The organism is Herbivorax alkaliphila, assembly GCF_030848475.1.
Taxonomy (GTDB): Bacteria; Bacillota; Clostridia; order Acetivibrionales; family Acetivibrionaceae; genus Herbivorax.
Genome location: NZ_JAVDDS010000031.1, coordinates 22,518 through 47,779, shown reverse-complemented (window position 1 = coordinate 47,779; position 25,262 = coordinate 22,518). Strand labels below are relative to the sequence as shown.

Below are 25,262 nucleotides of genomic sequence, written 5' to 3'. Positions count from 1 at the left end.
CGAAGATGATGAAGACGACGAAGATGATGAAGACGATGAAGATGACGAAGATGAAGATGACGAAGATGATGAAGATGATGAAGACGATGAAGACGATGAAGATGACGAAGATGAAGATGATGAAGACGATGAAGATGATGAAGACGATGAAGACGATGAAGACGAAGATGATGAAGAAGATGAAGATGAAGATGATGAAGACGACGAAGATGAAGATGACGAAGATGATGAAGACGACGAAGATGAAGATGACGAAGATGAAGATGACGAAGATGATGAAGATGATGAAGACGACGAAGATGATGAAGACGACGAAGATGAAGATGACGAAGATGATGAAGACGACGAAGATGAAGATGACGAAGATGATGAAGATGAAGATGACGAAGATGATGAAGATGAAGATGACGAAGATGATGAAGATGAAGATGAAGATGACGAAGATGATGAAGATGATGAAGATGATGAAGATGATGAAGACGAAGATGATGAAGACGATGAAGATGATGAAGACGATGAAGATGATGAAGACGACGAAGATGAAGACGACGACGATGAAGATGACGAAGATGAAGATGACGAAGATGATGAAGATGATGAAGATGAAGATGACGAAGATGAAGATGACGAAGATGATGAAGATGATGAAGATGAAGATGACGAAGATGAAGATGATGAAGATGACGAAGATGATGAAGACGACGAAGATGAAGATGACGAAGATGATGAAGATGATGAAGATGATGAAGATGATGAAGATGAAGACGACGAAGATGATGAAGATGACGAAGATGAAGAAGAAGATGAAGACGACGAAGATGAAGATGATGAAGATGACGAAGATGATGAAGACGACGAAGATGATAAGAAGTTGAAGGTGGAAGTAGAAACAGTTGAAGGAGACGTAGGTGAAACAGTGCAGGTTCCTGTTAATTTTATTAATGTACCTGCAAGTGAAATAAATAATTCTAATTTTGTGTTGTTTTATGACCCAGATGTACTTGAAGTAACCGAAGTTACTCATGGTGCTATAGTTGAAGAAGGTGCTGATTTTGGTTCAAGCATAGACAGTGAAGAGGGAAGAATAGAGTTTATGTTTAACAATGAATCAGGTTCTGAAAACAACAATATTAAAGCAGATGGTGTATTTGCAACATTACAGGTAGAAATTAGTGATTCTGCACCTGTTGGTATAAGTGAAATTAACTTTGCAGATGAGTTTGATTTTGAAGATGGTAATTTAATTTCATTAGAAGTTGAACTTATATCTGGAGGAGTAGAGGTTGCAGAAACACCAACACCAACACCAACAAGGAGACCTCCAAGTGGTGGATCACCAGAACCAACACCGTCGCCAACGCCTGATGATGACGAAGAAGATGATGAAATAGTTGAGCCAGATGATGATGAGATTCCAGGCGCTGTTACAGGTGAACATATGGCATATTTAAGTGGATATCCAGATGGACTATTTAGACCGGATAGAAACATAACAAGAGCTGAGGCGGCTGCGATATTTACAAGAATATTAGGTGCTGAAGATAATTATGACTTGTTAATTGGTGACAAATACACAGATATTGATGATGAACATTGGGCAGCATGGGCGATTAAGTTTGTATCTGATAGGGACTTATTTGTAGGATATCCAGATGGATCCTTTAAGCCTGATCAAAATATAACAAGAGCTGAGTTTTCAACTGCAGTATTTAAGTTCTTGGAATTAGTTAGTGGCATAAGTGAAATTCACTTTGATGAATTTAGCTTTGAGGATTCAGAAGGACACTGGGCAGAGAACTATATTGAGCAGCTTACAAGACTTGGTCATATTAGTGGTTACCCAGATGGAACGTTTAAACCGGAAGACAAGATTTTAAGATCTGAGACTGTTGCGTTAGTGAACAGAGCTTTAGACAGAGGGCCACTGTATGAGGCACCACAGATATATGAAGATGTAGAGGAAGATCATTGGGCATTTTATGACATTGCAGAAGGTTCAATAGATCATGCATACATGATTGATGAAGATGGTCGTGAAGTGTTAATAGAAAGATTAGACTAGTAATAAACTAATATAATTAGTGCATAAATTTAAATCACTGTACCATAATGGTACAGTGATTTTTTTATGAAGAAGACTTTAAAGTGAACTCCTTTAGCTAAAGCTAAAAATTGAGGCTTCAGGTGGAGTCTTAGAATAAAATTAAAAAAATATATAAGATATTGTTTATAAAACATCTTGAAATTTTACTATAATTGCCTTATAATTATGTATATAACAGATATAAAAATCCATATATACGTATAGGTTTTTATACTAATTTATTATTTTATGGGGAAGTTGATGCTAATGATGTTAATTTAAATTGAAACAAGCATCTTTAACTGATTTTTAGTCTAGTTTTGCGAATTTGAATTTAATAATCATATCTTTTCAATTTACTGGTGATTAACAAAAATAAATTATAATGTGAATTTGAAACATTGATAGTATGTCATTTTTATAAAAAATTATTTTATTTGGAGGTGAATTGTTTTAAAAAATTAAGCAGGGGACATTATAAAGTATTTTTTAGCGGGGGTGTTGTAAAAACTAATTAGAAATTATGGTAATAATTTTGAAAGAATGTTGTTGCAGAACAGTCAATAAAAAACTAACTAGAAAGAGAACATTTAATTATATGACGAAATTTAAATATGTTGCTTTTGAATTATTTAGGGAGGTTTAACTATGAAATTAAAAAAAATATCATTTATTTATATCTGTATTCTTATAGCAGTTACTTTGACTAGTATATTATTTTCAAATAGTCTAACTTTTGCAAGTGGTGATATGGAGATAAAAGTAAGCACTGTACAGGGTAAGCCTGGAGATACAGTAGAGGTGCCAGTAAAGTTTTTAAATGTTCCTGACTCAGGAATTAATAATTGTGATTTTATGCTAAACTACGATCAAAATGTTTTGGAAGTAGATGAAGTGAGGGCAGGAAGTATAATTACCAATCCAGGAGTAAATTTAGGACTTAATACTCGTAATTTAGGAAAGATAGCTACAATGTTTGTGGATGAAACAGGGCTCGGAAAAGAATTAATAAAAACAGATGGAGAGTTTTTAATAATAGTATTTAAAATCAAATCTTCAGCTGATGATGGAGTGAGTTATGTTGATTTAGAATCTATGGGGGCAATTGCAAATTATGAGTTAGAAACAATTCCTTTAAATTTCACCAAAGGCGGAGTGAAGGTAAGTGATGATTCATCTACCATTATAACAGATAAAGATAAAGAATCAGATTCTGATAAAGAAGATTCTGACCAAATAGAATTAGAAGAAACAGAAGATTTAGATAAGCCAGAAGATTTAGTGCCAGGTAGTAAAGAAGGAATACATAAGGCATATTTAAGTGGTTATCCAGATGGGAACTTTAAACCTGAAAATAATATAACCAGAGCAGAGGCGGCAGTTATATTTGCTAATTTGTTAGAAGTGGACAAGAATACACAATCAAAAAGTGATGTTAACTATACTGATTTGTCAGGAGACCATTGGGCAACTTGGGCAGTTGAACATGTTTCTGATTTAGGATTGTTTACTGGTTATCCAGATGGAACATTTAAGCCTAACAACAGTATTACAAGAGCTGAATTTTCAACTGTTGTTTTTAAGTTTATGGAGTTAGAAGAGCCACAACAGGTTAAAAATAAATTTGATGACTCTGTAGGGCATTGGGCTCAAAAATATATTGAGAAATTATCAAAACATGGATATATTAATGGTTATCCAGATGACACGTTTAAGCCTCAAGCAAATATTAAGCGTGCCGAAAGTGTTGCGTTAATAAACAGAGCACTAGACCGAGGACCACTATATGAGGTTGAGGAAAATTTCCCGGATGTACCTGATACTTACTGGGCATATGGTGATATTGCTAAAGGAGCTATTGATCACAGTTATTATGTGGATGAAGAAGGGCGAGAAGTTTTCTTAGAAAAACTAAATGATTAAAAGTAATAAAAAAAGCCCCACCTAAAAAAGAGGAGGGGGCTTTTTTATTGTAAGTGCAGGAAGGCGTAAGGAGAAAGTTAGGGGACTAACGCCCCAACTTATCAGTAAGCTTCAATTTTTTCGTGATAAATAAAATGCTCGCTGGTGTCAAAAAAACTTCTTCTAGATGATGCAAATGTAGAGTCTAATAAAATCCATCTATCTTCTTCTGATACATATATTTCATTCCAAGCATGAAGCTCACTGCGGGATGGGCTTGTATAATTACCCTTAATAACTTTTACTTGTAAATTGACGGCTCTTCCTAATGCTGCAACTAAATTAGAGTAATCGTAGCATACCCCTGTACCAGTTCTAAAAGTATGTAAAGCTCCATAGTCGTTATCAAAATGACCTTCTTTTTGTAGTTCATACTTTTCGTAGTCATATGTAATGTTTGATGATACCCAATTGTGAATGCTTTGTGCTTTTTCCATGTCAGTTTCACTATCTTTGGTTATTTCATTTGCCAATTCAATAATATCTTCGTGATTGCTTTCAACGTGTAATGTAGGTACAGTAAATCTGTTAACTTCAGTTATGTTTTCAACTTTTACAGTAGGGCCATAAGCATATCTTCTGTCTTCCACATGAACTAAAACTGAAACAGTATAATTGCCTATTCCATCAATAAGCCATATTTCCTCATGAAAATCTCCATCTTCTAAATCAACATCATACCAACGCTGACGTTCATCTTTAACAATAAGTATTTTTATTTTTTCATTGTCAGTTGATCCAGAAAAGGTTACTTTGCCGTCAACTTCTGATGGGATATTTTGAAGAGTCACATTTCTGATACGCATAAAACCTGGTGTGTAAGTTCCTGTAGCAAATACGACATTTACAAACATTGTTACCACTATGCAGAGCATAGCAAAAACCTTAATACTTTTCTTCATAACAATTCCTCCCTTTTTTCGGTAACTCAGCCATCTTGGTTAAAATTAAAACCGAAGATCTGAAGCTTTGCGTCCTCAATTTTCATTGAGTTTGCCTTTGTCGTAAGGGCACTGATGTATGTTTTAGAGTAACTAAAAAGCTCTGACCGGACTACCAGGCAGAGCTAATAAACATACATCACACTCTAATTTTGGTAACCCGGCTGTCATAGTGTTTAGACCGTAGACCCGTAGCTTTGCGCCTCTACCTTTCGATAGATTTGCCCTTTTCAAAACATAATTATTAAATTGTATAAATATATTATATAACAAAATAATATATTTTTCAATAGATATCCAATTATTTTTGATTTCTTGCACCACTTGTTGCTGTGTGTTATACTTTAACTAAGAAAAAACTTAAAAGGATTGGTAGATTATTGCTTATTGTTTCAACTATAGTCTTTTGTTAAGGCAATATGTGTTTAATCAAGAAATATTTGATTTGTATTATTTATATTAGGGTATGATGTTATAAAAAGTTAAGAATAGGTTTTTGTGTGTAATAAATCTTATGGTACTATAAAAGTCAATTTGGTACCAATGTTTTGTTGGATTTTAATTAGAATGGCTAAGAGATAACATCCCATTTTCATCGGCTAAAACCCGTTAAATCATAGGAAGTTTGTTATTGAGAATGGAGCGTTAATTCTAAGGAATTCCTTAGTAATCAAATTGATTTTACTTATATTTAATTAAGTATTTTACTCTAAAATACTTAATTAAATATAAGCAGTATTTGCTTGATAAACCAGAATATGTACTATATAGTTCTGTTTGAAGGTTGTAAAAATTTCAAAGTAAGTGGGTGTTAATGCTCAGACATTTATTTATAAGTCTTGCAACCAAGTGAAAGAATTAACAGCAAAGAGACTCTAAGCCTGAAGTTTTTATTCTATGGGAGTAAGTTGTTTATGAAAATTAAGTGTGTTAGGGATGGGAGATGTTTAATATGATGATGTGTTCTATTTGTAAAGAGAATGTAGCAGTTGTCTTTATAACAAAAATTATAGATGGAAAGCAGGCACAAGAAGGACTATGTATTTCTTGTGCAAAAAAGAAGGGGATTCAACCAATTAATCAAATACTTGAACAAACAGGTATATCTGATGACGAGATAGAAGATTTAAACAAACAGATGGGAGATTTCATGCAGGACATGGATATAAATGATTTAAATAATATATCAGAAGATTTGGATTCAGATTCTGTAAATACCGCAAATCCGTTTTTAAATATGTTTAATAAAAATCTATTTAAAAGTGAAGACTCTAAAGACTTTAAAGACTCTAAAGATTTGAAAGATAATACAATAGGTGATGATAAAAAGGAAGAAAGAAGCTTTAAAAGTAAGAGAAAAACAAAAACCCAAGAAAAAAAAGTCTCTAAGAAAAGAAAGTATCTAAACACCTATGGAAACAATCTTACAGAGAAAGCTCGAAATGATGAAATAGATAGAGTAATTGGTAGAAGTAAGGAAATAGACAGAGTTATTCAAGTACTAAACAGAAGAAATAAAAATAATCCTGTTTTAATAGGAGAGCCTGGTGTTGGAAAGACTGCCATTGCTGAGGGGCTTGCAGTTAAAATTGCTCAAAGAGAGGTTCCGGCAAAGTTATTTAATGTAGAAATATATTTACTTGATTTAACAAGTGTTGTAGCGGGAACACAGTTTAGAGGTCAATTTGAGAGCAGAATGAAAGGTATTATAGAAGAAGTTAAAGCATTGGGAAATGTAATACTGGTTATAGATGAACTTCATAATATTATTGGGGCAGGAGAAGCAGAAGGTGCAATGAATGCTGCTAACATATTAAAACCTTCTCTTGCTAAAGGTGAAATACAAGTTATTGGGGCAACAACTCTTAATGAATATAGAAAGCATATTGAAAAAGATACTGCATTAGAAAGAAGGTTTCAATCCGTACTTGTTGAAGAGCCCTCTGTTGAAGATACAATTGAAATATTAAAGGGAATTAAAGATTATTATGAGAAGTTCCACAGAGTAAAAATAACTGATGAAATAATAAAATCAACTGTAATTCTTTCAGAAAGATATATTACTGATAGATTTTTGCCTGACAAAGCAATAGATATTTTAGATGAAGCAGGATCTAGAGCTAATATAAAAAATGTTGGATTGGTTAAGCTTGATACATTAAAAGAGCAACTTAAAGAAGTGCAGGAAAAAAAGGAAAGTGCGGTATCAGCAGATTCTATTGAGGATTATCAAAAAGCAGCAGATTTGAAAGTTAGAGAGTGTAAATTGTTAACTCAAATACAGGATATGGAATATAAAAACAAAGAAATACAGATTACTTTAGATGATGTTGCACATGTAATAGAAACTTGGACTAAAATTCCTGTGCAAAGACTTACTGAAATAGAAGCAAAAAAGCTTTTGAATTTGGAAGAAAGGCTTCATAATAGATTAGTAGGTCAAAACAATGCAGTTAAAGGTGTTTCTAAGGCTATAAGAAGAAACAGGGCGGATTTTAAGAAAAAGAAAAAGCCAGCATCTTTTATTTTTGTAGGGCCTACAGGAGTAGGGAAAACTGAATTGGTAAGAGCTCTTGCAGAAGAAATTTTTGAAAGTGAAGAGGCATTGATAAGATTTGATATGTCTGAATATATGGAAAAACATGCAGTTGCCAAGCTAATTGGTGCACCTCCTGGATACGTAGGTTATGATGATGCAGGTCAGCTTACTGAAAAAATAAGAAGAAAACCATATTCTATTATATTGTTAGATGAAATTGAAAAAGCTCACCCAGATGTATTTAACATGTTTTTGCAAATACTTGAAGATGGAAGAATAGCTGATAGTCATGGCAAGATAGTAAGTTTTGAAAATACAGTAATAATAATGACATCCAATGCGGGAACAAGTGCTAAGGCAAGTGGAATAGGTTTTGGAAGTGATAATTATATTGCCATTGAAAACAAAGTAAAGGATGTTTTAAAAGAAATATTCAGACCAGAATTTTTAAATAGGATAGATGAAATAATTGTATTTGACCAATTAAAGAAAGATGAACTTAAAAAGATAATTAATTTAATGCTTGAAGAAATAGTGGATGAAGTTAATGAAAAGAATATGACAGTAGAGATAGAAGATTCGATTATTGAGTTTATACTTCAAAAAGGTTATGACCCTAAATATGGAGCTAGACCACTTAGAAGGATGATTCAAAAATATATTGAAGATGAACTTGCCGATATGTATCTTAAAGGAATTTATAAAGAAGGAAGTAATATTGTTATTTATATTGAAGATGAAGAAATAAAGTTCAAATAATGAGCTTTGGAGCTGAAACTAAACACTGGGGATTAAGGTTCGGGCTTAAGATAAAATTAGTATGTTTTCCAGATAAAAAGCATTTATTTTTAAATAAATGCTTTTTATCTGAATTTCTATAAATATAGAGGTTGTGTATGAAAAATTGTTAATAAAGGCTTAACTATATTATATCATTTAACTAAAGAATTATTATTAAAATTATATTAAATATAAAAAAGCAAGTTTAATTTATATTGCAGGAAAATTAAATAGTTAGTCTTAAAATAAGATAAAGTAGTATAGACTTAGTGGAATTAATTCCACTAAGTCTATACTACTTTAAAGCAGAGTTTGTAAAATATAAACATTTTTGATTTATAAAAAAAGCTTCACTTACTGCCAAATCTAAACTCCATTCTATTTCCGAAAGCATTGGGTTTTGAAAAATTATTTCTTCCTCTTCGCTGTTGTTTTTTAGCAGTTCTACAACTAAGACAGCGTTGGGGTTCATTCATAAATCCTTTTTCTTTGTAAAAGTTCTGTTCTCCTTCTGAAAAAATGAATTGGACACTACAATCTTTACATGTTAATGTTTTATCAGACATATATTTCTACCTCCTTAATCTTGGAATTAACTGATTTTTGACTATAAACTCCAAGGAAAGATAGGAGGTTTTAAGTCTAAAATAATTAATTCATTATAAGTATAGTATTGTCATAAAAAGAATTTTTTATACAGATTTTATAGTGTCAGATATATAATAAATGTATTGGGAGCATGTTATTTATGTGAATGAAAACATGAAAAAACATTAGTTTCTGAAATATTGTTCTTCACATTTGATATATAACTAAATGTATTCTGATTGTTGTTTGTATTGCTTAAAAAGTATATAATAGTTTACGAAAAGAAATTGGAGGGAAGAAAATGAGTAGAATGGGTTTGGAAATAAGCAGGCTTAGAAAAGAATTAGGTATGACTCAAAAACAGCTTGCTAGAAGTATAGGAGTAACAGAAAAATTTATTATAGAAATAGAAACAGGTCGAAAAATAGTAAAAGACAATCTTCTTAAAAGAATAAGCAAGGTGTTGCGTAAAGAAGTTGGAAATCTGGATATATACGAAAATAAACCAGAACCAGATATAAATGTAGAGAAAGTTGTTGAAAAGCCTGTACAGGACATCTGGAACGATGCTCTTTCAGGAGTAATTATGAATGTGCCTGTTTATAATTATAAGATGGACAGGGAATTAGGAAAGAGAAAACTACCTATAATAGCTAATAAGGTTGAAGGATTGCCAAAAGATAAAGTTATTTATTTGCTTATCGAAGACGATGATATGAAAGGGTTTAGATTAAATAAAGGCGATTTGGCACTGGCTTTTAAAACTAGTGAAGTAGATAGGAGCTCTATTTACTTAATTGAATATAAAGAGAAGAAAATGATAAGACAATTAAGGGCAGTTAGTGGAGGAAAGATAATATTAGTTCAAAATAGTGGAAGTATTATTACAAATACTGTTTACAAAAAAGATGTTGATGTACTTGCTCGGTTAATACGATTAGAGATAAATTTGTAATTATATTATGATGGTTCCAAAAAAAAAATGATAAGTTTCTAATTTGGAATAACTTTAGAAGCTAGAGGAGAATATTTGAAATGCAAATTAATATAAAGAAAATATTTATTTGTAGCATTACTTGTATAATCTTATTTTTATCGGTATCAGGCTGTGGAGTTAAAGATAAAAAAATACAAAAAGATATATTTTCATTGAATACAATAATAAATATTACTGTGTATGGTGATGAAGAGGCAGAGAAGGTTTTACAAGAGGCTGTAGACAGAATATATGAAATAGAAAACAGAATGAGTGCTACAATTTCAGAAAGCGATGTTGGAGTGATAAATAAAAATGCTGGAAAGAGTCCTGTAAAGGTTCATGATGATACTTTTTTTGTCATTGAAAAGGCATTAGAATATGGGGAACTGACAAATGGAGCATTTGATGTTTCGGTATATCCATTGGTGAAATTATGGGATATGAAGTCTCAAAATAAAAAGATACCAACTAAAGAGGAAATAAGTGATGTTCTTGATTTAGTTGATTATGAAAAAATAAAACTTAACTCTAATGAGAGAACAGTTTTTTTAGAAAAAGAGGGAATGGCAATTGATTTAGGAGGAATTGCAAAAGGTTATGCAGTAGATGAGGTGAGAGACGTTTTAGTAAAGGGAGGAGTGGAACATGCACTTATATATATGGGAGGAGACATTGCAGTAGTTGGAAAGAAGCCAGAAGATGAACTGTGGAGAATTGGAATTGAAGATCCAAGATATGAAAATGAAGGATTTAGTTATTTTGCAGTAATTGAGGGGGCAGATATAAGTGTTGTTACATCAGGGGACTATCAACGCTATGTAGAAATTGATGGTAGGAGTTATCATCATATATTTAATCCTTACACAGGTTATCCAGCAGATTCAAATTTAATGAGTACAAGTATAACAGGAAGGAGTTCTATTGATGCAGATGTTTTGTCAACGGCACTTTTTGTATTAGGAATAGATGAGGGATTTGATATGATAGAAAAAATTAATGGAATTGATGGAATAGCTGTTACTAAAGATAGACATGTATATATTACAGAAGGCATTAGAAACAAGGTGGATATTGTAAAAGAAGAATATAAAGAGTTTGATTTTATAGATTAAAAAGTTAACTGGTTTAGCTAAAGCTAAACATAGTAGCTTAAGGTGAATTCTTAGAATAAGATAAAATGGAGGCAAGAGATATGTCGTCTAAAACAAAAGAGCATATAGTGGAAGTTGCCAAACTCATGTATCAAAAAGGCATGGCAGATGCTTTTTCGGGTAATATATCAGTTCGTGAAGATGATAATTTATATATAACACCAAGCGGAATATGTAAGGGGTATTTAAAAGAAGAAATGATAGTAAAAACCGATTTGGAGGGCAAAATTATTGAAGGCAATTACAGGCCTTCATCTGAAATAAAACTGCATTTGACAGCGTATAAAAAAAGAAAAGATGCAGGTGCTGCTATACATGCTCATTCTCCATATGCTACAGCATTTGCAGTTGCAAATAAACCGATAGAGACAAAGGCCTATGCTGAAATGCTTATATTTTTTGGAAAAATACCTTTAGCAAAATATGGGGCACCTTCTACAGAAGATATTTGTTCAGGTGCAGAGGAATATATAGAAAATTATGATACAATACTTCTTGCAAATCATGGGATTATGACAGTGGAAAAAGATGTTTTTAACGCTTTTTTTAAGATTGAAGCTGCAGAAAGTATAGCAAAGGTTCTTATACTGTCTAATATAGCTGGGGGAGAAAAAGATTTAACTGACGAGCAGATAAGACAATTAAGTAATATTAGAAAAATATAATCAGGAAATATAAAATAACTGTATCTCAATTTTAAAAAATATGATATCATATAGGTGTAGGTTCAATTAACAGTATAGTAAAAACTGTATCTTGAAAAAAGTTCGTTGATAAAACAAAAGTAAATTATATTTTCATTAAAAGTTTTTTTAACTTCGGTTATGAGTGAAATTATGATTTTTAAAAAAAGTCAAATCAAAAAAGCTTTAGTTGTTATGTAAATTTAATAATAGGAGTGGTATGTATGAGTTTTTTAACTGATATGATAGTTAATTTAAATCCAATAGGAGTGGGTATAATATTTCTCATTCTTTCTATCTTTGTATTTTCATTTATTATTAACTTAATAGTGAAAAGAAAATATATTTCTATTCAGAATGATTTAGAAAAGAGTAAAAATGATGGAAAAGAAGAGTTTAAAACAGATTTACTCAACAAAATAGTAGAGTCATATAAAAACACTGCTTTAGTTAATCACAATGAAGTAAATACTCAGGCTATAATTGAAAATTGTTTTAATATAAAACTTCGTGCTCTTTTGGTATGTGAGAGATTTGTTAAATATACAGTTTCAATATTGATAACTCTTGGACTATTAGGTACATTTTTTGGTTTGACATTAGCGGTTTCTGATTTAGTAGATGTGTTTAAAAAAATAATGGAATCAGATGCAGTTTCGGATCCTACATTTTCTACTGAATTTTTAAGTGAGCTTATTCCTTCTGTATATAGCATGGCAGTTGCATTTATAACAAGTCTTTTTGGTATAGCCAGTTCAATACTTTTTACAGTGCTTACTATTGTGTATAGTGCTGAAGAGGCTAGAGAGACGTTGATGGTTCGTATTGAAGAGTATTTAGACAATACAGTTTCACTTGCTATTGCAAAGGACAAAGAGACAGAATATAATCTTATGAATAAAATTCTAAGAGAGACATTTATTGAGTTTGGAGGAAAGATAGAAAATACTTTAAAACAAACTGTAGAATCTTTTGGAGAAAAGCTTACCAATGTAGTAATGGATGTTAATGTTACTTCGAAAACATTGGATGCTACTGTAGAAAAATTTGATTCATCTCTTAAGAATTTTGCTTTAAACATAAAGGATTTCACTGAATTTAACAATAATCTTAAAAACAACATTGAAAAAATGGATGTAAGTTTTATTAAGGTTACTGAAGCTTTGTCAGATACATCTAAAATTATTGCTGAAAATTACAACTCAATTGAAAGTTTTTCTAAGGATATAAAAGATGCTGCCCAGGAGATGACAAGTTATAACCGTCAGGTTCTTCAGGATATATCAAATATAGTTATAGAAGTAAAAGAAACGGTATCAACAGTTAATGAACTCAGTGAAGCGATTAAAAAGGACTTAGGTGTCAGAACTGATGAAATTAAAGAATACCATGATAAAATAAATAACTTAATGGCAAAATTAGGTGGAGAAATCAGTCTTTTAGGACAAAAAACATCAGAAGCTTTTTCAAAAAGCCTAGATGAAAATGGTAAAGTTATATCCCAAAGTGTTGTTGAAAGCATGGACAATGTTTTAAAAGAAGTATTTGTCATTATGGATGAATTTAAAGAAAATGAAAAAATGCTGGCCAAAACAATTGTTATGCTTCCTGATCAGGTGATAACTTATAATGAAACAGCATCAGCTCAGATGAATAAACAGCTAGATGAAGTAAAAAGGCTTTTAAGGAATAGTTGAGGTGAAATTTAATGAAAACTAGAAGAAGAAATTTTAAAAGCGTCGATGAAACTCCAAATTTTTGGCCTTCATTTACAGATGTAATGTCAACTATTGCACTGGTATTATTTTTTCTTATGCTGTTGGCGTATATACAAAATATGGTGACGGGCAATAATTTGTTGCATAATATATTGAAACTAGAAGAGAAACAATTAGAGCTTGAAAATGTTGAACATCAGTTAGGGCTTCAAAAAATAGAACTTGAAGAAACTAGAGCGGAAGCAGATAGGATAGGTAATGATTTAGCTATTTCACAAAGAGAAATTGATGAACAGAATGAAATAATTGCAAGGAGTAATCTTGAATTGGAGGAATTGCGTACAAAGCTTGAAGCAATAGCTGTTCTTCGTTTGGATATTTTAGAAAAAGTAAAACAGTCAATAGAAAGTGAATTGGGAAGAACAACCGATAGTGGAGAAGAACTTGTTACTATAGGAGAGAATGCAAATATTATTATAAATGAAAGTCTTGTATTTGCAAGCAATTCATATAACATAAAGCCAGAAGGGAGAGAGCTTTTAGAACAGTTTGCCATAGCATTTGAAAAGATTTTAGATGACAGGGATATAAGAAGTTATATTGACTCAATTAATATAGAGGGGCATACCGATGAAGTTGGTACTCCAGCCTATAATAGGGAGCTGTCTACAAAAAGATCAGGTGAAGTGGTGAACTATCTTATGAGTTCTAATCCTGAACTTGAAAGAAAGTATGCCCGTTATTTTGCAACGGTAGGTTTTTCAGAATTTAGACCAATAGCTTTAGGGAGCACAGAAACTGCAAGGCAAAGAAACAGAAGAATAGAGATTAAAATAGCAATTAAAGATTCTAGTATTCAAGATATACTAGATGATTACCTTTATGAAACCAGTGAAAGACTTCAGTCAATACAGGGTGATTCATATGAAGAATAAGGTTGAAAAAATAGATATAAGAGTAATAAAATACGAAGAATATGTTAAGAAAAATCCTCAAAAGGCCTATGGTTTTTACTGTTTGGGAAGGCTTCATTTTATGATGGAGAAATATAAAGTGGCTGAAAACTATTTTAAACAAGCCCTTTCAATTGATGATAGTTATACTCGTGCTAAAATAGGTTTAATTGAATCATATATATTTAGAAAAAAGTTTATGAAAGCAGTACATCTTTTTTCAAAGTATCGACAAGATATTAACAAAAATTATATATTTAGAGTTAAACTAGTTCGAGGAGTTAGTTCTTTTTATAGTGAAAAAAAATTTTTTAGAACAGATTCTATGGGTTTTATAAAAAAACTATTTTTAAAACATACTATGAACTATGCAAAGGAATTGGTAAAAAAAGAATCCAACAATATAGTTCTTAAGATTATTTTGTCCATGTATTACCTACAAAAAGGCGAAAATAATATTTTTGTGACACAGATGTTTAAAACATGTGTGTATTGGGATGGGCTTGATAATCAGTTAAGATGGGAGCTTTTAAAGACGTTATCAGATTCAGGTGACAATCTTGTTTATGATATGAATATTGCTAGGAAATTCACATCAATTCCCCATTCTAATTGTTCAGACGAGTATGTGGGAATGATATTGGGTTCATCTATGATTAAGGGAGATGTTGAAAGAACGTCAAAAATATATAACCTAGCAAACAAGTATAACAAAAAATTGTCGCCTCAAGTACTTTGGAGATATGTATATTGGTGTAAAGAAAATTCCTTTTACGACTATTCTGTTTATGATTGTTGTGAAAAACTTATAAAATTAGGTTGGGTGGATAAAGTGGTTGCCCAAACACTTTTAATGTTTAAAGAGAAAAACACAGTTAAGTTTACAAAGCGAGATGAACATATACTTAAACTGTTTGGTTATAGCTAAACAATTTTTGTTCCTTTAATAACAATATATGAAGGATTTAGAGTATTGCTACTCTGTGTTGTTTGCTAATAACTATGCAACTATTTTAATATACCTCTTTTATGCTTAACTTCAAGTATTCTGCGAACAGATTGGTCGATTCTATCCTCTGTAATATAACCATCTACAACAGCATTTAAAATGCTGTTGTATGCTTCTTCTAATGAATCGGGCATTAGAAGGATATCTGCACCAGCTTTTAAAGCCATAATTGATGCTTCAGAACAATTCCAATGGTTTTTTATTGCTTTCATTTCTAAAGCATCAGTTATTATAAGGCCATCATATTCTAGTTCTTTTCTTAAAAGGTCAGTTAGTATGTTCTTTGAAAGAGTTGCAGGTAACTTATCTGAATCTACTTCTGGCACTATTATGTGAGCTGTCATAATTGCATCCACACCTGCAGATATACCTTTTTTAAAAGGAACTAATTCTATATCATGAAGTCTTTGTATATCGTGTTCTATTACTACAGATCCTTTATGAGAATCCTTAGAAGTGTCTCCATGACCGGGAAAGTGTTTTAAAACTGCACTGACATTTTGGTTTTGCATTCCAAGGGCAATGTTTTCTACCATTATGCCGACTTTTTGTGGATTAGAGCCAAATGCCCTGTCCCCTATGACAGGGTTTTCAGGATTTGTATTTACATCTGCAACTGGGGCAAAATTCATATTAAACCCTAAACTTGAAAGCTCAGTCCCTAACTTATTTCCAATCTGATATGCAAGGTCAGGATTATTTGTTTCACCTATTTCTTGGGCAGAAGGAAGTTTTGTAATTCCCATTTTGGAATTACTGCCAATTCTACTTACCCTCCCACCTTCTTCATCAACAGAAATAAACATAGGTATGTTGCTTACAGACTGGATATTGTCAATTAAATTTGTTGTCTGGTCTATAGTATTTATATTTTCGCTAAAAAGTATAACCCCTCCCAACTTAAATTCTTTTATTTGTCTTTTGGTATATTCATCTAAAAAATAAAGGTTATTGCCTTGTTCATTTTTTCTAAAAGCTGCAATAAAGAGTTGTCCGATTTTTTCCTCCAATGTCATTGACTTTATTAAACCATCGATTATATCAGTATCATTAGAAGATTCTGGAGTTATTTCAGGTGTTGACAATGGCGGTGGAGAAGTAGGTGATATAGTGGTTTTGGGCAAATCAGAAGTTTGGTTATTACTACAACCGGTAACAAATAACATTATACTTGTAATAAATATTTTAAAGCAATTTATTTTTTTCAAGTTAACACAACCTTATTAATTTATAGTTTATCTATTCACATTAGGTAAATCTAGTTTTCTTTTTAACTATTGAATTTGTATCATTAATTGTAGCAGCAGGTAAAAAAAATATCAATGAAATTTAAAATTTTCTCAAAATATTAATATAATTTTAAATTTATATTACATTTAAAAAAAATTAATATAATAATTACATTTTTGAAGTATTTGTGGTATAATGTGATGTGTTAAAGTATTAACATGATGTATTTTATTAAAAAAAAATATTGAATGTGAAGTGCTTTAATTGAGAAATATAAAAATTTATTTATTATTACAAGGAGGGTAACTAATTATGAAGAAAGTAAAAAAAGTATTGGCAATGGTAACAGTTTTATCGCTTGCAGCGATGTCTTTGGTGGGGTGTACAGCTGATGAGATTGAGCTTATGGATTCATTAATTAAGACATCTCAAATAGCTTCTTACGAGAGCACTTCAACTTTAGAAGTAAACTTTAGTGGAGAGAGTAGCGAAGAAGAACTTCAGGAAATGTTTGATGAGGCAGCCATGTACTTAGATGGTTTAAAATTGGTTTCAAATGAAAAAGCTTTGTCAGATGATGAAATGACAGAAGCTAAAATGGCAGCTGATTATGAATTAGACATGGGCGATATGGTAGCTAAATTTAGTGTTTGGATGGATGCAGATTTTTCAGATGAAAATTCTTCAATGAAGTTTATATTTGATGTTCCTGATATGTTAGTTGATTCATTTTTAGATGCTGAATATGCTGGAAAGTACATAGTAATGGACTATGACAATATTTTCGAAGAAGCAGGCATGTCTATGGATTATAGCAATTTAGGTGGATTAGGAGAAGAAATTCTTGAAATGGTATTTGATTATATAGAATCAAGTATTACTGATTTAGACATGGGAATGGAATTTGCTGAAAAGAAAGGGACTGAAGATACAAGCAGAGGCGAAAGTGCTACAAAATATGAAGTGAAACTAGATGATGCATCTTTTAAAAAGTTTATGGAAGCTACAATTAATGACGTTTTACTTCAGGAGAGAACAGTGGACTTTTTCAAAGACTATATGGAACTGTCCATGGGTTTTGTTGACTATGAGCAATTTGGTGAAGAATTAGGTGAAGAATTAGATCAAGATGCATTTACTGAAGAGTTGATGAACGAAATGGATGAAGGTATGAAGATGTTTGTAGAAAATCTTCCAGAGTACAGAGAAGCTGTAACACAGGTATTTGAAACTATTGAAGATGTTCAATTACTTGGAGAAGATGGTATTACATCAACTTACTACGTTAATGATGAGGGATATGTAGTTGAGCAAAAGCATGCTATTGATATAGAGCTAGATATTGCAGAAATTACAGAGCTTCTTTTTGGTTTAGATACTATGGGTATGGAGTCAGAAATTGCTGAAGACTTAGTTATGGAAGAAATATATGAAGAAATAGATGAAGATGAAGATGAAGACGCAGATGTAGAAGTAGACGTAGATGCAGACGAAGATGAAGATGCAGACGCAGATATGGATGGTAAAATTAAATTAGGTATAAACTATGAATCTTCAATTTATAACATAAATGAAGAAATTGATATAGAAATACCTGAAGTAACAGAGGAAAACTCAGTGGATTTATTTGAAGAATTATCCAGTGCTTTTGGAGCAGGTTTTGGTGAAGATATAGAACCTGTGGAGCCTACAGTTGAAGATGGAGTCAACGTATTGTTAAACTATGAGTATATTGAGTTTCCTGATGTAGTTCCTCAAAACATTGAGGGAAGAGTGTTAGTTCCAATAAGAATAATATCAGAAGAAATGGGTGCAGACGTAGAATACGAACATGAAACAAGGACGGTTACAATTACAGATGATGACAAGACAATAGTGCTAAATATAGGAGAAACTACAGCTTATATTAATGATGTAGAATATGAGCTTGATGTGCCCGCAGATATTTTAGATGGACGTACAATGGTTCCAATAAGATTTGTGTCAGAAGCTATGGATGCAATTGTTGATTGGGATGGAGATTCACAGACGGTAGTTATTTTTAAATTTTAGTGAATAAAAGTATAAAAAGGGTGGGAATAAAATTCCACCCTTTTTTTATGGTCGAAGATAGATTTTTATAAGAGATGGAACTTTGAAAATTATTAGATCAATATAGTATATTTGTCTGATGTTTGCTCATTGTTTATCCAGCTTTCAACCACTATATTAAAAGCTTCGTGCATTGACCATGGATGGGTGTGGGAACCATGTTTTAAAAGCACTCCCTTGGCACTGGGGATTAATCTAGTCATATCAATAACTGATTGTTTCATAGGCTTTGATTCTTTTTCTCCTGCAATAATAAGTGTAGGAATTCTCACTTTTTTTAAGTCATCAGGTAATTTTAATTTTGTGCAAAATTCATTAAATATTCTATATATTTTATTATGGGTAAGTTTATGGATTTCTTTCATACAGTTAATTCTATAGCTATTGCAGGGGAAATTTAAAGATTTAATTAAAAAAGATTTTACTGTGTTTGACTTTATTATATGTGTTATTAATTTTATAATATTAGGACTTTGGGCAAATCTCATAATAGGAACCGGTCTTGATAGTGGACTTGCCACAATAGCGTGAGAAATTAGTTCAGGTCTTGAAATTAATAAATTAATGACAATTTTTGAACTATAAGAATAGCCAATTATATTTGCTTTACCACCGTTAGCTCTTTTTTCGATAATTTTTGCAATTTCATCTGCACATCTGGATATTGATATTTTTCCATTTCTAAAGCTTTTTCCGTGTTCAGGTAAATCGGGTATAATGCAATGATAGTCTTTAAAATAATGCATTTGTTTTTCCCACATCCAACTACTAAGAACTAATCCTCCATGAATAAAAACTATTGTAGAAGCCTTGATATTGCCTATTTCTTCAAAATGTAATCCCATTTTTATCTCCTCTCATATCAAACATTTAAATATATACTAATTATATTTTGATATAACAAAAAAATGAGTTCAACTTGGGTGCTGGTTCAACTTGGGGACGGTTCTTGAATTGAATTAATCAGTTCAATCTAGGGAGGGTAATGTGAAACAAAATACAAACATTTGTTTTGTGTATTAGTTGTGGCTGGGGCTAGTTGGGTGGTGTTCTATTGACTCCTTGACAGAGAAGCAAAATTGAATTATTATTTATAATAAGGTAAAAATATGTTATAAACAAAAAAGCAATGACCAAGAGGAGTAGGTAGTGATGGCTTAAAAAGAGATAGGAAACCTTAGGCTGAAAGTTTTCTAAGTAAGCAGCAGCTGTTGAAGGTAGCTTGGAAGCTCTGCAGTTGAAATAGTAGTAGACTGTGGCGGTAAAGAACCGTTATTTCGATAAGTGCCCAATTACATTGGGAATTTTGGTGGTACCGCGGGAAAACTATTCTTTCGTCCAACTTTTAGGATGGAAGGATTTTTTTGTATATAAAAGGAGGGATGATTTGTTTTTGAAAGTTTTGTCAATATTACTTCTTATACCTGGATTTGCATGTGCTATTTTTTCTAAGGTTATAGTAAGAAAATTTAATCTTGATGAAAAAGTTGAATGTAACTTTGAACATGAAATGAGTGAAGAAGAGCTTTTGCAATATAAGTTTAGCAAAGCAGAAGTAAATGTAAAATTAGGAGGAATGCTTTTGGCATTGCCTGGTATAATTATGGTTTTAATAGTATTTAAATAAATGGAGGTTTTTAAATGGATAATATAGCAAAAACATATGATCCTAAACAGTTTGAAGACAGGATTTATAATGAATGGACAGAAAAAGGTTATTTTCACGCAGAAATTGATCATGAAAAAACACCCTATACAATTGTTATTCCACCACCTAATATAACAGGACAGCTTCATATGGGTCATGCCCTTGACAATACCTTGCAGGATATATTAATAAGGCTTAAAAGAATGCAGGGTTACTCTGCTCTTTGGCTTCCAGGAACTGATCATGCAAGCATTGCTACAGAAGCAAGAATTGTTCAGGCGATGGCTAAAGAAGGAATTTCAAAAGATAAAATAGGTAGAGAAGGATTTTTAGAGAAAGCATGGGAATGGAAAGAACTCTACGGTGGAAGGATTGTAGAGCAATTAAAAAAATTGGGCAGCTCATGTGATTGGGAACGTGAAAGATTTACTATGGATGAAGGACTTTCAGATGCTGTAAAGGAAGTGTTTATAAGACTTTACAAAAAGGGTCTTATTTATAGAGGGGAAAGAATTATAAATTGGTGTCCAAGGTGCAATACTTCTATATCAGATGCAGAAGTTGATCACAATGAAAATCAGGGTAATTTCTGGCATTTCAAGTACTCTGTAAAAGACAGCAATGAATATCTGGTGATTGCTACAACAAGACCTGAAACAATGCTCGGGGATACAGCAGTTGCTGTGCATCCTGAAGATGAGAGATATAAGCACCTTGTGGGAAAAATGGTAGTTTTGCCTTTAGTTGAAAGGGAAATTCCTGTTATTGCAGACGAGTATGTTGATATGGAATTTGGTACAGGAGTTGTTAAGATAACTCCTGCTCATGATCCTAATGACTTTGAGGTTGGACTTAGGCACAATTTACCTCAATTGAGAGTTATGAATGATGATGCGTCAATGAATGAATCTGCTGGAAAGTATTCTGGAATGGATAGATATGTAGCTAGAAAGCAGATTATTAAAGACCTTGAAAATCTTGATTTATTGATTAAGGTTGAAGATCATACTCACAATGTAGGAGAATGTTACAGGTGTAGTACTGTAATTGAGCCTATAATGTCAAAACAATGGTTTGTTAAGATGGAGCCTTTAGCAAAACCAGCAATTGAGGCAGTGAAAAAAGGCTCTATAGAGTTTGTGCCTGAAAGATTTTCAAAGATATATTATAACTGGATGGAAAATATACAGGATTGGTGTATTTCAAGACAGCTTTGGTGGGGGCATAGAATTCCAGCATATTACTGTTTAGAATGTGGATATATGATGGTTGAAAACGATATGCCTGATGTTTGTCCTAAATGTAACAGTACTAGAATAAAGCAGGATGAGGATACTCTTGACACATGGTTTAGTTCTGCCCTCTGGCCTTTTTCAACTCTAGGATGGCCTGAAGAAACAGAGGATTTAAAGTATTTCTACCCTACAAGTGTACTTGTTACAGGTTATGACATAATATTTTTCTGGGTAGCAAGAATGATATTTTCAGCATTAGAACATACAGATAAAGAGCCATTTAAACATGTTTTTATACATGGCATTGTAAGAGATGCTAAAGGAAGAAAAATGAGTAAATCCTTAGGCAACGGTATAGACCCATTAGAAGTAATTGATAAGTTTGGAACAGATGCATTAAGGTTTGCACTTACAATAGGTACTTCCCCGGGAAATGATATGAGATTTTCAGATGATAAAGTTGAGTTTAGCAGAAACTTTGCCAATAAAATCTGGAATGCATCAAGGTTTGTTCTTATGAATTTTGATGAAAATCTTGATTTTTCTAATGTGGATTCAGGTAAGTTTACCATGGCTGATAAATGGATAATGAGCAGAATAAACTCTCTTTCTAAAGATGTTACAGAAAATATGGAAAAGTTTGAACTTGGTATAGCACTGCAAAAGATATATGAGTTTATATGGGAAGAGTTTTGTGATTGGTATATTGAGCTTGTAAAGCCAAGACTTTATGACAAAGATTCTGATTCAAGACTTGAAGCTCAATATGTATTAAACTATGTACTGGGGGCATCCATGAAGCTTCTACACCCATTTATGCCATTTGTTACTGAAGAAATATATTCCTATCTTGTAAATGAAGATGAGAGTATAATGATTTCTAAATGGCCTGAATATGAGGAAAAGTATAATTATAAAGAAGAAGAAAAGAAAATGAGTCTTATAATGAGTGTTATTAAAAACATAAGAAATATGAGAGCTGAAATGAATGTTCCACCATCAAAAAAGGCAAAGACCATATTTGTTGCACCAGGTAATGAGGAACAAAAGATATTAGAAGAGGGAAGAGGATTTTTTAAAAACTTAGGTTTTAGTTCAGAAACTGTTATACAGTCTGATAAGACAGGTATACCTTCTGATGCAGTAACGTCTGTCCTTGCAGGTGTTGAAATATTTATTCCTTTAGAAGACTTAATAGATATTGAAAAAGAAATAGAAAGGCTTGAAAAAGAAATAGAAAATCTTCAAAAGGAGCTTGATAGAGTAAATAAAAAGCTTTCTAATGAAGGATTTGTTTCAAAGGCACCTAAAAAAGTAATTGATGGAGAACGTGAAAAGAAAGAAAAATACCAGGAGATGTATCAAAAAGTATCCGAAAGATTAAATAGCCTTAAAAAGTAACCAAAGACAAGGGGACGGTTCTCCTGTCTCACTTTTTAAAAAGTGAGACAGGAGAACCGTCCCCTTGTCTTTCCCATTTTTACCTGACTAAAATTTCATTGAGCTTCCCTGACCCCCCACCATGCTGCATAAACTCTTCTGCACTAAAGCCATAAGTTTCCTTAAGCCATTGAGAATCAGTTTCTCCAATATCTCCGAAAAAGAATTGATAATGAACTCCTTCAATTCCAAGCCCTCCTCCATTAGGTGCCCAAATCATATTTATGGTTTTGCCTTCATCTGTAATTGCTTCAATAATTACATTTTTGTAGGCACTGGAATATTCTCGGGGTAGCATTGCAGGATATGAGGCAATTGTATCAATAAATATTTTTATCTCTTCTTCTGTTAATTCAAATTCTACATCAGATTCATTAGATATATTTCGAACGTTTACATGAAGTATATTATTTAAGTCTTTATTAGTAATAAACTTCCATCCAATTATATCTTTTATTAAATCTCCTAGTTTTTCCGAGTGCAAGTATAATAAATCAGGATATTTACCTATAATAGTATCTTCTCCATTAGTGTTTTCGTGTACAATTTGTATGGAATGATTGTTTTTGCTGTTAAGATATATAGATAATCTAATATATTCTGCAGAAGTGTTTATTAATACAATATCAATTGAGCCATCAATTGTTTCTTGGAAATTGTATTTAACTGTTTCACTATCTACAACTTTTGCATTTTCAATTTCTCTAATTAACTGGCGTATGTTATCTTCGTCAACATCTATAAATCTTTTTAGTATACCAGCCGTTTCACCAAGTACTGTTATTAGCTTGCCTTCTGGTAGAATCAGTTTGTCATCATTAAATACAACATCGTTTGAATCTCGATGTTCTCCACCTAGTCTAATAATATCAGTGTATGAACCAAAACTTATCAACTCTTGAAACTGACTACTAGAAGGTACTTTATCAGAAACTGGATTTTTTGTAGAGGGTACTATCTCATTGTCTTTTTCGTTTGTAAAACTTTTATCTTCTAATTCAATATTATTAATTTCATTACAACCAACAACTGAAAAGGTTAAAATAATTATTATTAATAAAAAGGATAATTTCTTAAACATAGTTACTACTCCTTATTAAACATATTTTTAAAGTTATCCTAGTATCTTATAATTCTAGGATTTTTAATTCGAGATTTAAAACAATCGAGATAACCAAAAGATAGTAACATCTTTTGGTTATCTATAGTTTACTATTATAGGATTAAATAAGTCAAGTATACTTCTATCATAATCCAATTATTAGCTTCTAAATATTAAAAGCTAATAAAAGCTAATAAAAGCTAATAAAAGACAAGAAAGACAGGAGAACCGTCCCCTTGTCTTTTGAAAATGAAATATTTATAAGTAATACTTGCAAAAAAATATTTGATATGATATTATAATAATATATTTTAAAGCGTAATATTTTACTTGGCAATGAAGCTTTCTGGAGTAACCTTTTTAGGTAGGTGTCTCTAGAAGGCTTTTTGTATTTAAAAGGGCTAGTTTAGAAATTGGTATATGGAGGGGTGCTGCATGGGTTATGAGAAATTCGTTTTAGCTGGAGGAGATAAAAGTGCATTAATATCTGTGAAAAACGCTCTTACAGCCACTGGGTACACTTATATAGGTTATACAAAAGAATTATCTAATGTACTGCGGCTTATTAGAAAGTATACTCCTAATTTAATAATAATAGACATTAAAAGAAACTTTAGAAAACTAAGGGAAACGCTTAATATTATTGATGAAGAATTACTTTGTGGGTGTATACTTATTCTTGAGAATAGAGACGAAGAAATAATTAATTTTTTAAAAGAATCAAGGATATTAACATATGTAGTAAAGCCAGTTTTTGATGAAAACATTCTCCAGATAACTGAAATTTCAGTTATAAACTATTACAGGGTGTTAGAATATGAAAAAAAGCTTAAAAAGCTTAATGAAACTTTAGAAAGTAGAAAAATAGTTGAGAAAGCAAAGTGGATATTAGTTGAGGAAAATGGTTTATCTGAGGCCGAAGCTTACGAAACAATACAGAAAAAGAGTCGAGACAGCAGGATGCCTATGAAAAATATAGCAGAGGCATTAATATTGACAGGAGGAATGCGCAGGTAGAGGCACGGTGGCGATAAAGTTTAAAGGTGGATGTTTTAATTTAAATAGTAACTGTATTATAGAAAGAGGTGAATTTGAGCATTAAAACAGCATAAATGCAAGATTTAAAAAAT

At 31.8% G+C, this 25,262-nt stretch carries 18 protein-coding genes, 2 riboswitches and 1 other annotated feature; of the genes, 13 read left to right on the top strand and 5 right to left on the bottom strand.

What is annotated here, in order from left to right; genetic code table 11:
* Together RBH29_RS11915 and RBH29_RS11910 are read left to right on the top strand one after the other, a co-directional pair.
* A partial coding sequence (locus RBH29_RS11915) for an S-layer homology domain-containing protein (RefSeq protein ID WP_306697076.1) occupies positions 1–2,062 on the top strand: 2,062 nt, incomplete at its 5' end.
* A 669-nt stretch (positions 2,063–2,731) separates the two neighbouring features.
* Positions 2,732–4,006: an S-layer homology domain-containing protein gene (locus tag RBH29_RS11910; protein WP_306697074.1), complete on the top strand. Its 1,275-nt coding sequence runs from the start codon at positions 2,732–2,734 to the stop codon at positions 4,004–4,006.
* Between the two features lie 101 nt (positions 4,007–4,107).
* Here RBH29_RS11910 and RBH29_RS11905 read toward each other — a convergent pair whose 3' ends face one another.
* Complete coding sequence (locus RBH29_RS11905) at positions 4,108–4,947, bottom strand: transglutaminase-like domain-containing protein (RefSeq protein ID WP_306697073.1); 840 nt, start codon at positions 4,945–4,947, stop codon at positions 4,108–4,110.
* A gap of 17 nt (positions 4,948–4,964) precedes the next feature.
* A riboswitch (cyclic di-GMP riboswitch) is annotated at positions 4,965–5,053 on the bottom strand.
* Between the two features lie 84 nt (positions 5,054–5,137).
* Positions 5,138–5,222: riboswitch (cyclic di-GMP riboswitch) on the bottom strand.
* Positions 5,223–5,938: 716 nt separating this feature from the next.
* Here RBH29_RS11905 and RBH29_RS11900 point away from each other — a divergent pair.
* Positions 5,939–8,284: an ATP-dependent Clp protease ATP-binding subunit gene (locus RBH29_RS11900; RefSeq protein WP_306697072.1), complete on the top strand. Its 2,346-nt coding sequence runs from the start codon at positions 5,939–5,941 to the stop codon at positions 8,282–8,284.
* Positions 8,285–8,655: 371 nt separating this feature from the next.
* On the opposite strand, the gene RBH29_RS11895 is transcribed toward RBH29_RS11900, so the two are convergent.
* On the bottom strand, positions 8,656–8,871 hold the full coding sequence (locus tag RBH29_RS11895) for a zinc-ribbon domain-containing protein (RefSeq protein ID WP_306697070.1): 216 nt from the start codon (positions 8,869–8,871) through the stop codon (positions 8,656–8,658).
* Positions 8,872–9,194: 323 nt separating this feature from the next.
* Between RBH29_RS11895 and RBH29_RS11890 the strand changes: the two genes are divergently transcribed.
* The 6 genes from RBH29_RS11890 to RBH29_RS11865 all read left to right on the top strand — a co-directional run bounded on the left by RBH29_RS11890 (position 9,195) and on the right by RBH29_RS11865 (position 15,305).
* Positions 9,195–9,848: a helix-turn-helix transcriptional regulator gene (locus RBH29_RS11890; protein ID WP_306697069.1), complete on the top strand. Its 654-nt coding sequence runs from the start codon at positions 9,195–9,197 to the stop codon at positions 9,846–9,848.
* 80 nt (positions 9,849–9,928) lie between these two features.
* Positions 9,929–10,984 (top strand): FAD:protein FMN transferase, encoded by a 1,056-nt coding sequence (locus tag RBH29_RS11885; RefSeq protein ID WP_306697068.1) that lies wholly within the window; start codon positions 9,929–9,931, stop codon positions 10,982–10,984.
* An 80-nt stretch (positions 10,985–11,064) separates the two neighbouring features.
* Positions 11,065–11,688, top strand: coding sequence for a class II aldolase/adducin family protein (locus RBH29_RS11880; protein WP_306697066.1), 624 nt, complete (start codon positions 11,065–11,067; stop codon positions 11,686–11,688).
* A 242-nt stretch (positions 11,689–11,930) separates the two neighbouring features.
* Positions 11,931–13,403, top strand: coding sequence for a hypothetical protein (locus tag RBH29_RS11875; RefSeq protein ID WP_306697065.1), 1,473 nt, complete (start codon positions 11,931–11,933; stop codon positions 13,401–13,403).
* An 11-nt stretch (positions 13,404–13,414) separates the two neighbouring features.
* Positions 13,415–14,359, top strand: a complete 945-nt coding sequence (locus RBH29_RS11870; protein WP_306697063.1) for an OmpA family protein — start codon at positions 13,415–13,417, stop codon at positions 14,357–14,359.
* Positions 14,349–15,305, top strand: a complete 957-nt coding sequence (locus tag RBH29_RS11865) for a tetratricopeptide repeat protein (protein WP_306697062.1) — start codon at positions 14,349–14,351, stop codon at positions 15,303–15,305. The genes RBH29_RS11870 and RBH29_RS11865 overlap by 11 nt, the downstream gene beginning before the upstream one ends.
* A gap of 80 nt (positions 15,306–15,385) precedes the next feature.
* On the opposite strand, the gene nagZ is transcribed toward RBH29_RS11865, so the two are convergent.
* Positions 15,386–16,594 carry a beta-N-acetylhexosaminidase gene (gene nagZ, locus RBH29_RS11860; protein ID WP_306697061.1) on the bottom strand — a complete coding sequence of 403 codons (1,209 nt, stop codon included), beginning with the start codon at positions 16,592–16,594 and terminating at the stop codon, positions 15,386–15,388.
* A 334-nt stretch (positions 16,595–16,928) separates the two neighbouring features.
* Here nagZ and RBH29_RS11855 point away from each other — a divergent pair, with 334 nt between their 5' ends.
* On the top strand, positions 16,929–18,668 hold the full coding sequence (locus RBH29_RS11855) for a copper amine oxidase N-terminal domain-containing protein (protein WP_306697060.1): 1,740 nt from the start codon (positions 16,929–16,931) through the stop codon (positions 18,666–18,668).
* A gap of 92 nt (positions 18,669–18,760) precedes the next feature.
* On the opposite strand, the gene RBH29_RS11850 is transcribed toward RBH29_RS11855, so the two are convergent.
* A complete protein-coding gene (locus tag RBH29_RS11850) occupies positions 18,761–19,552 on the bottom strand; it encodes an alpha/beta fold hydrolase (protein WP_306697059.1) in 792 nt (263 codons plus the stop codon).
* Positions 19,553–19,827: 275 nt separating this feature from the next.
* Positions 19,828–20,052 (top strand) — a binding site (T-box leader).
* Between the two features lie 42 nt (positions 20,053–20,094).
* Here RBH29_RS11850 and RBH29_RS11845 point away from each other — a divergent pair.
* Positions 20,095–20,334, top strand: coding sequence for a hypothetical protein (locus RBH29_RS11845; protein ID WP_306697058.1), 240 nt, complete (start codon positions 20,095–20,097; stop codon positions 20,332–20,334).
* A 14-nt stretch (positions 20,335–20,348) separates the two neighbouring features.
* Positions 20,349–22,991, top strand: a complete 2,643-nt coding sequence (locus RBH29_RS11840; RefSeq protein ID WP_306697057.1) for a valine--tRNA ligase — start codon at positions 20,349–20,351, stop codon at positions 22,989–22,991.
* 79 nt (positions 22,992–23,070) lie between these two features.
* Here RBH29_RS11840 and RBH29_RS11835 read toward each other — a convergent pair whose 3' ends face one another.
* On the bottom strand, positions 23,071–24,111 hold the full coding sequence (locus RBH29_RS11835) for a hypothetical protein (RefSeq protein WP_306697055.1): 1,041 nt from the start codon (positions 24,109–24,111) through the stop codon (positions 23,071–23,073).
* 456 nt (positions 24,112–24,567) lie between these two features.
* Here RBH29_RS11835 and RBH29_RS11830 point away from each other — a divergent pair, with 456 nt between their 5' ends.
* Positions 24,568–25,149 carry an ANTAR domain-containing response regulator gene (locus RBH29_RS11830; protein WP_306697053.1) on the top strand — a complete coding sequence of 194 codons (582 nt, stop codon included), beginning with the start codon at positions 24,568–24,570 and terminating at the stop codon, positions 25,147–25,149.
* Positions 25,150–25,262: the final 113 nt, after the last annotated feature.

What these genes read in the sequence shown, in the direction of transcription:
- RBH29_RS11910 (WP_306697074.1), top strand. Translation starts at nt 2,732, where the DNA reads ATGAAATTAAAAAAAATATCATTTATTTATATCTGTATTCTTATAGCA.
- RBH29_RS11905 (WP_306697073.1), bottom strand. Translation starts at nt 4,947, where the DNA reads ATGAAGAAAAGTATTAAGGTTTTTGCTATGCTCTGCATAGTGGTAACA.
- RBH29_RS11900 (WP_306697072.1), top strand. Translation starts at nt 5,939, where the DNA reads ATGATGATGTGTTCTATTTGTAAAGAGAATGTAGCAGTTGTCTTTATA.
- RBH29_RS11895 (WP_306697070.1), bottom strand. Translation starts at nt 8,871, where the DNA reads ATGTCTGATAAAACATTAACATGTAAAGATTGTAGTGTCCAATTCATT.
- RBH29_RS11890 (WP_306697069.1), top strand. Translation starts at nt 9,195, where the DNA reads ATGAGTAGAATGGGTTTGGAAATAAGCAGGCTTAGAAAAGAATTAGGT.
- RBH29_RS11885 (WP_306697068.1), top strand. Translation starts at nt 9,929, where the DNA reads ATGCAAATTAATATAAAGAAAATATTTATTTGTAGCATTACTTGTATA.
- RBH29_RS11880 (WP_306697066.1), top strand. Translation starts at nt 11,065, where the DNA reads ATGTCGTCTAAAACAAAAGAGCATATAGTGGAAGTTGCCAAACTCATG.
- RBH29_RS11875 (WP_306697065.1), top strand. Translation starts at nt 11,931, where the DNA reads ATGAGTTTTTTAACTGATATGATAGTTAATTTAAATCCAATAGGAGTG.
- RBH29_RS11870 (WP_306697063.1), top strand. Translation starts at nt 13,415, where the DNA reads ATGAAAACTAGAAGAAGAAATTTTAAAAGCGTCGATGAAACTCCAAAT.
- RBH29_RS11865 (WP_306697062.1), top strand. Translation starts at nt 14,349, where the DNA reads ATGAAGAATAAGGTTGAAAAAATAGATATAAGAGTAATAAAATACGAA.
- RBH29_RS11855 (WP_306697060.1), top strand. Translation starts at nt 16,929, where the DNA reads ATGAAGAAAGTAAAAAAAGTATTGGCAATGGTAACAGTTTTATCGCTT.
- RBH29_RS11850 (WP_306697059.1), bottom strand. Translation starts at nt 19,552, where the DNA reads ATGGGATTACATTTTGAAGAAATAGGCAATATCAAGGCTTCTACAATA.
- RBH29_RS11840 (WP_306697057.1), top strand. Translation starts at nt 20,349, where the DNA reads ATGGATAATATAGCAAAAACATATGATCCTAAACAGTTTGAAGACAGG.
- RBH29_RS11835 (WP_306697055.1), bottom strand. Translation starts at nt 24,111, where the DNA reads ATGTTTAAGAAATTATCCTTTTTATTAATAATAATTATTTTAACCTTT.
- RBH29_RS11830 (WP_306697053.1), top strand. Translation starts at nt 24,568, where the DNA reads ATGGGTTATGAGAAATTCGTTTTAGCTGGAGGAGATAAAAGTGCATTA.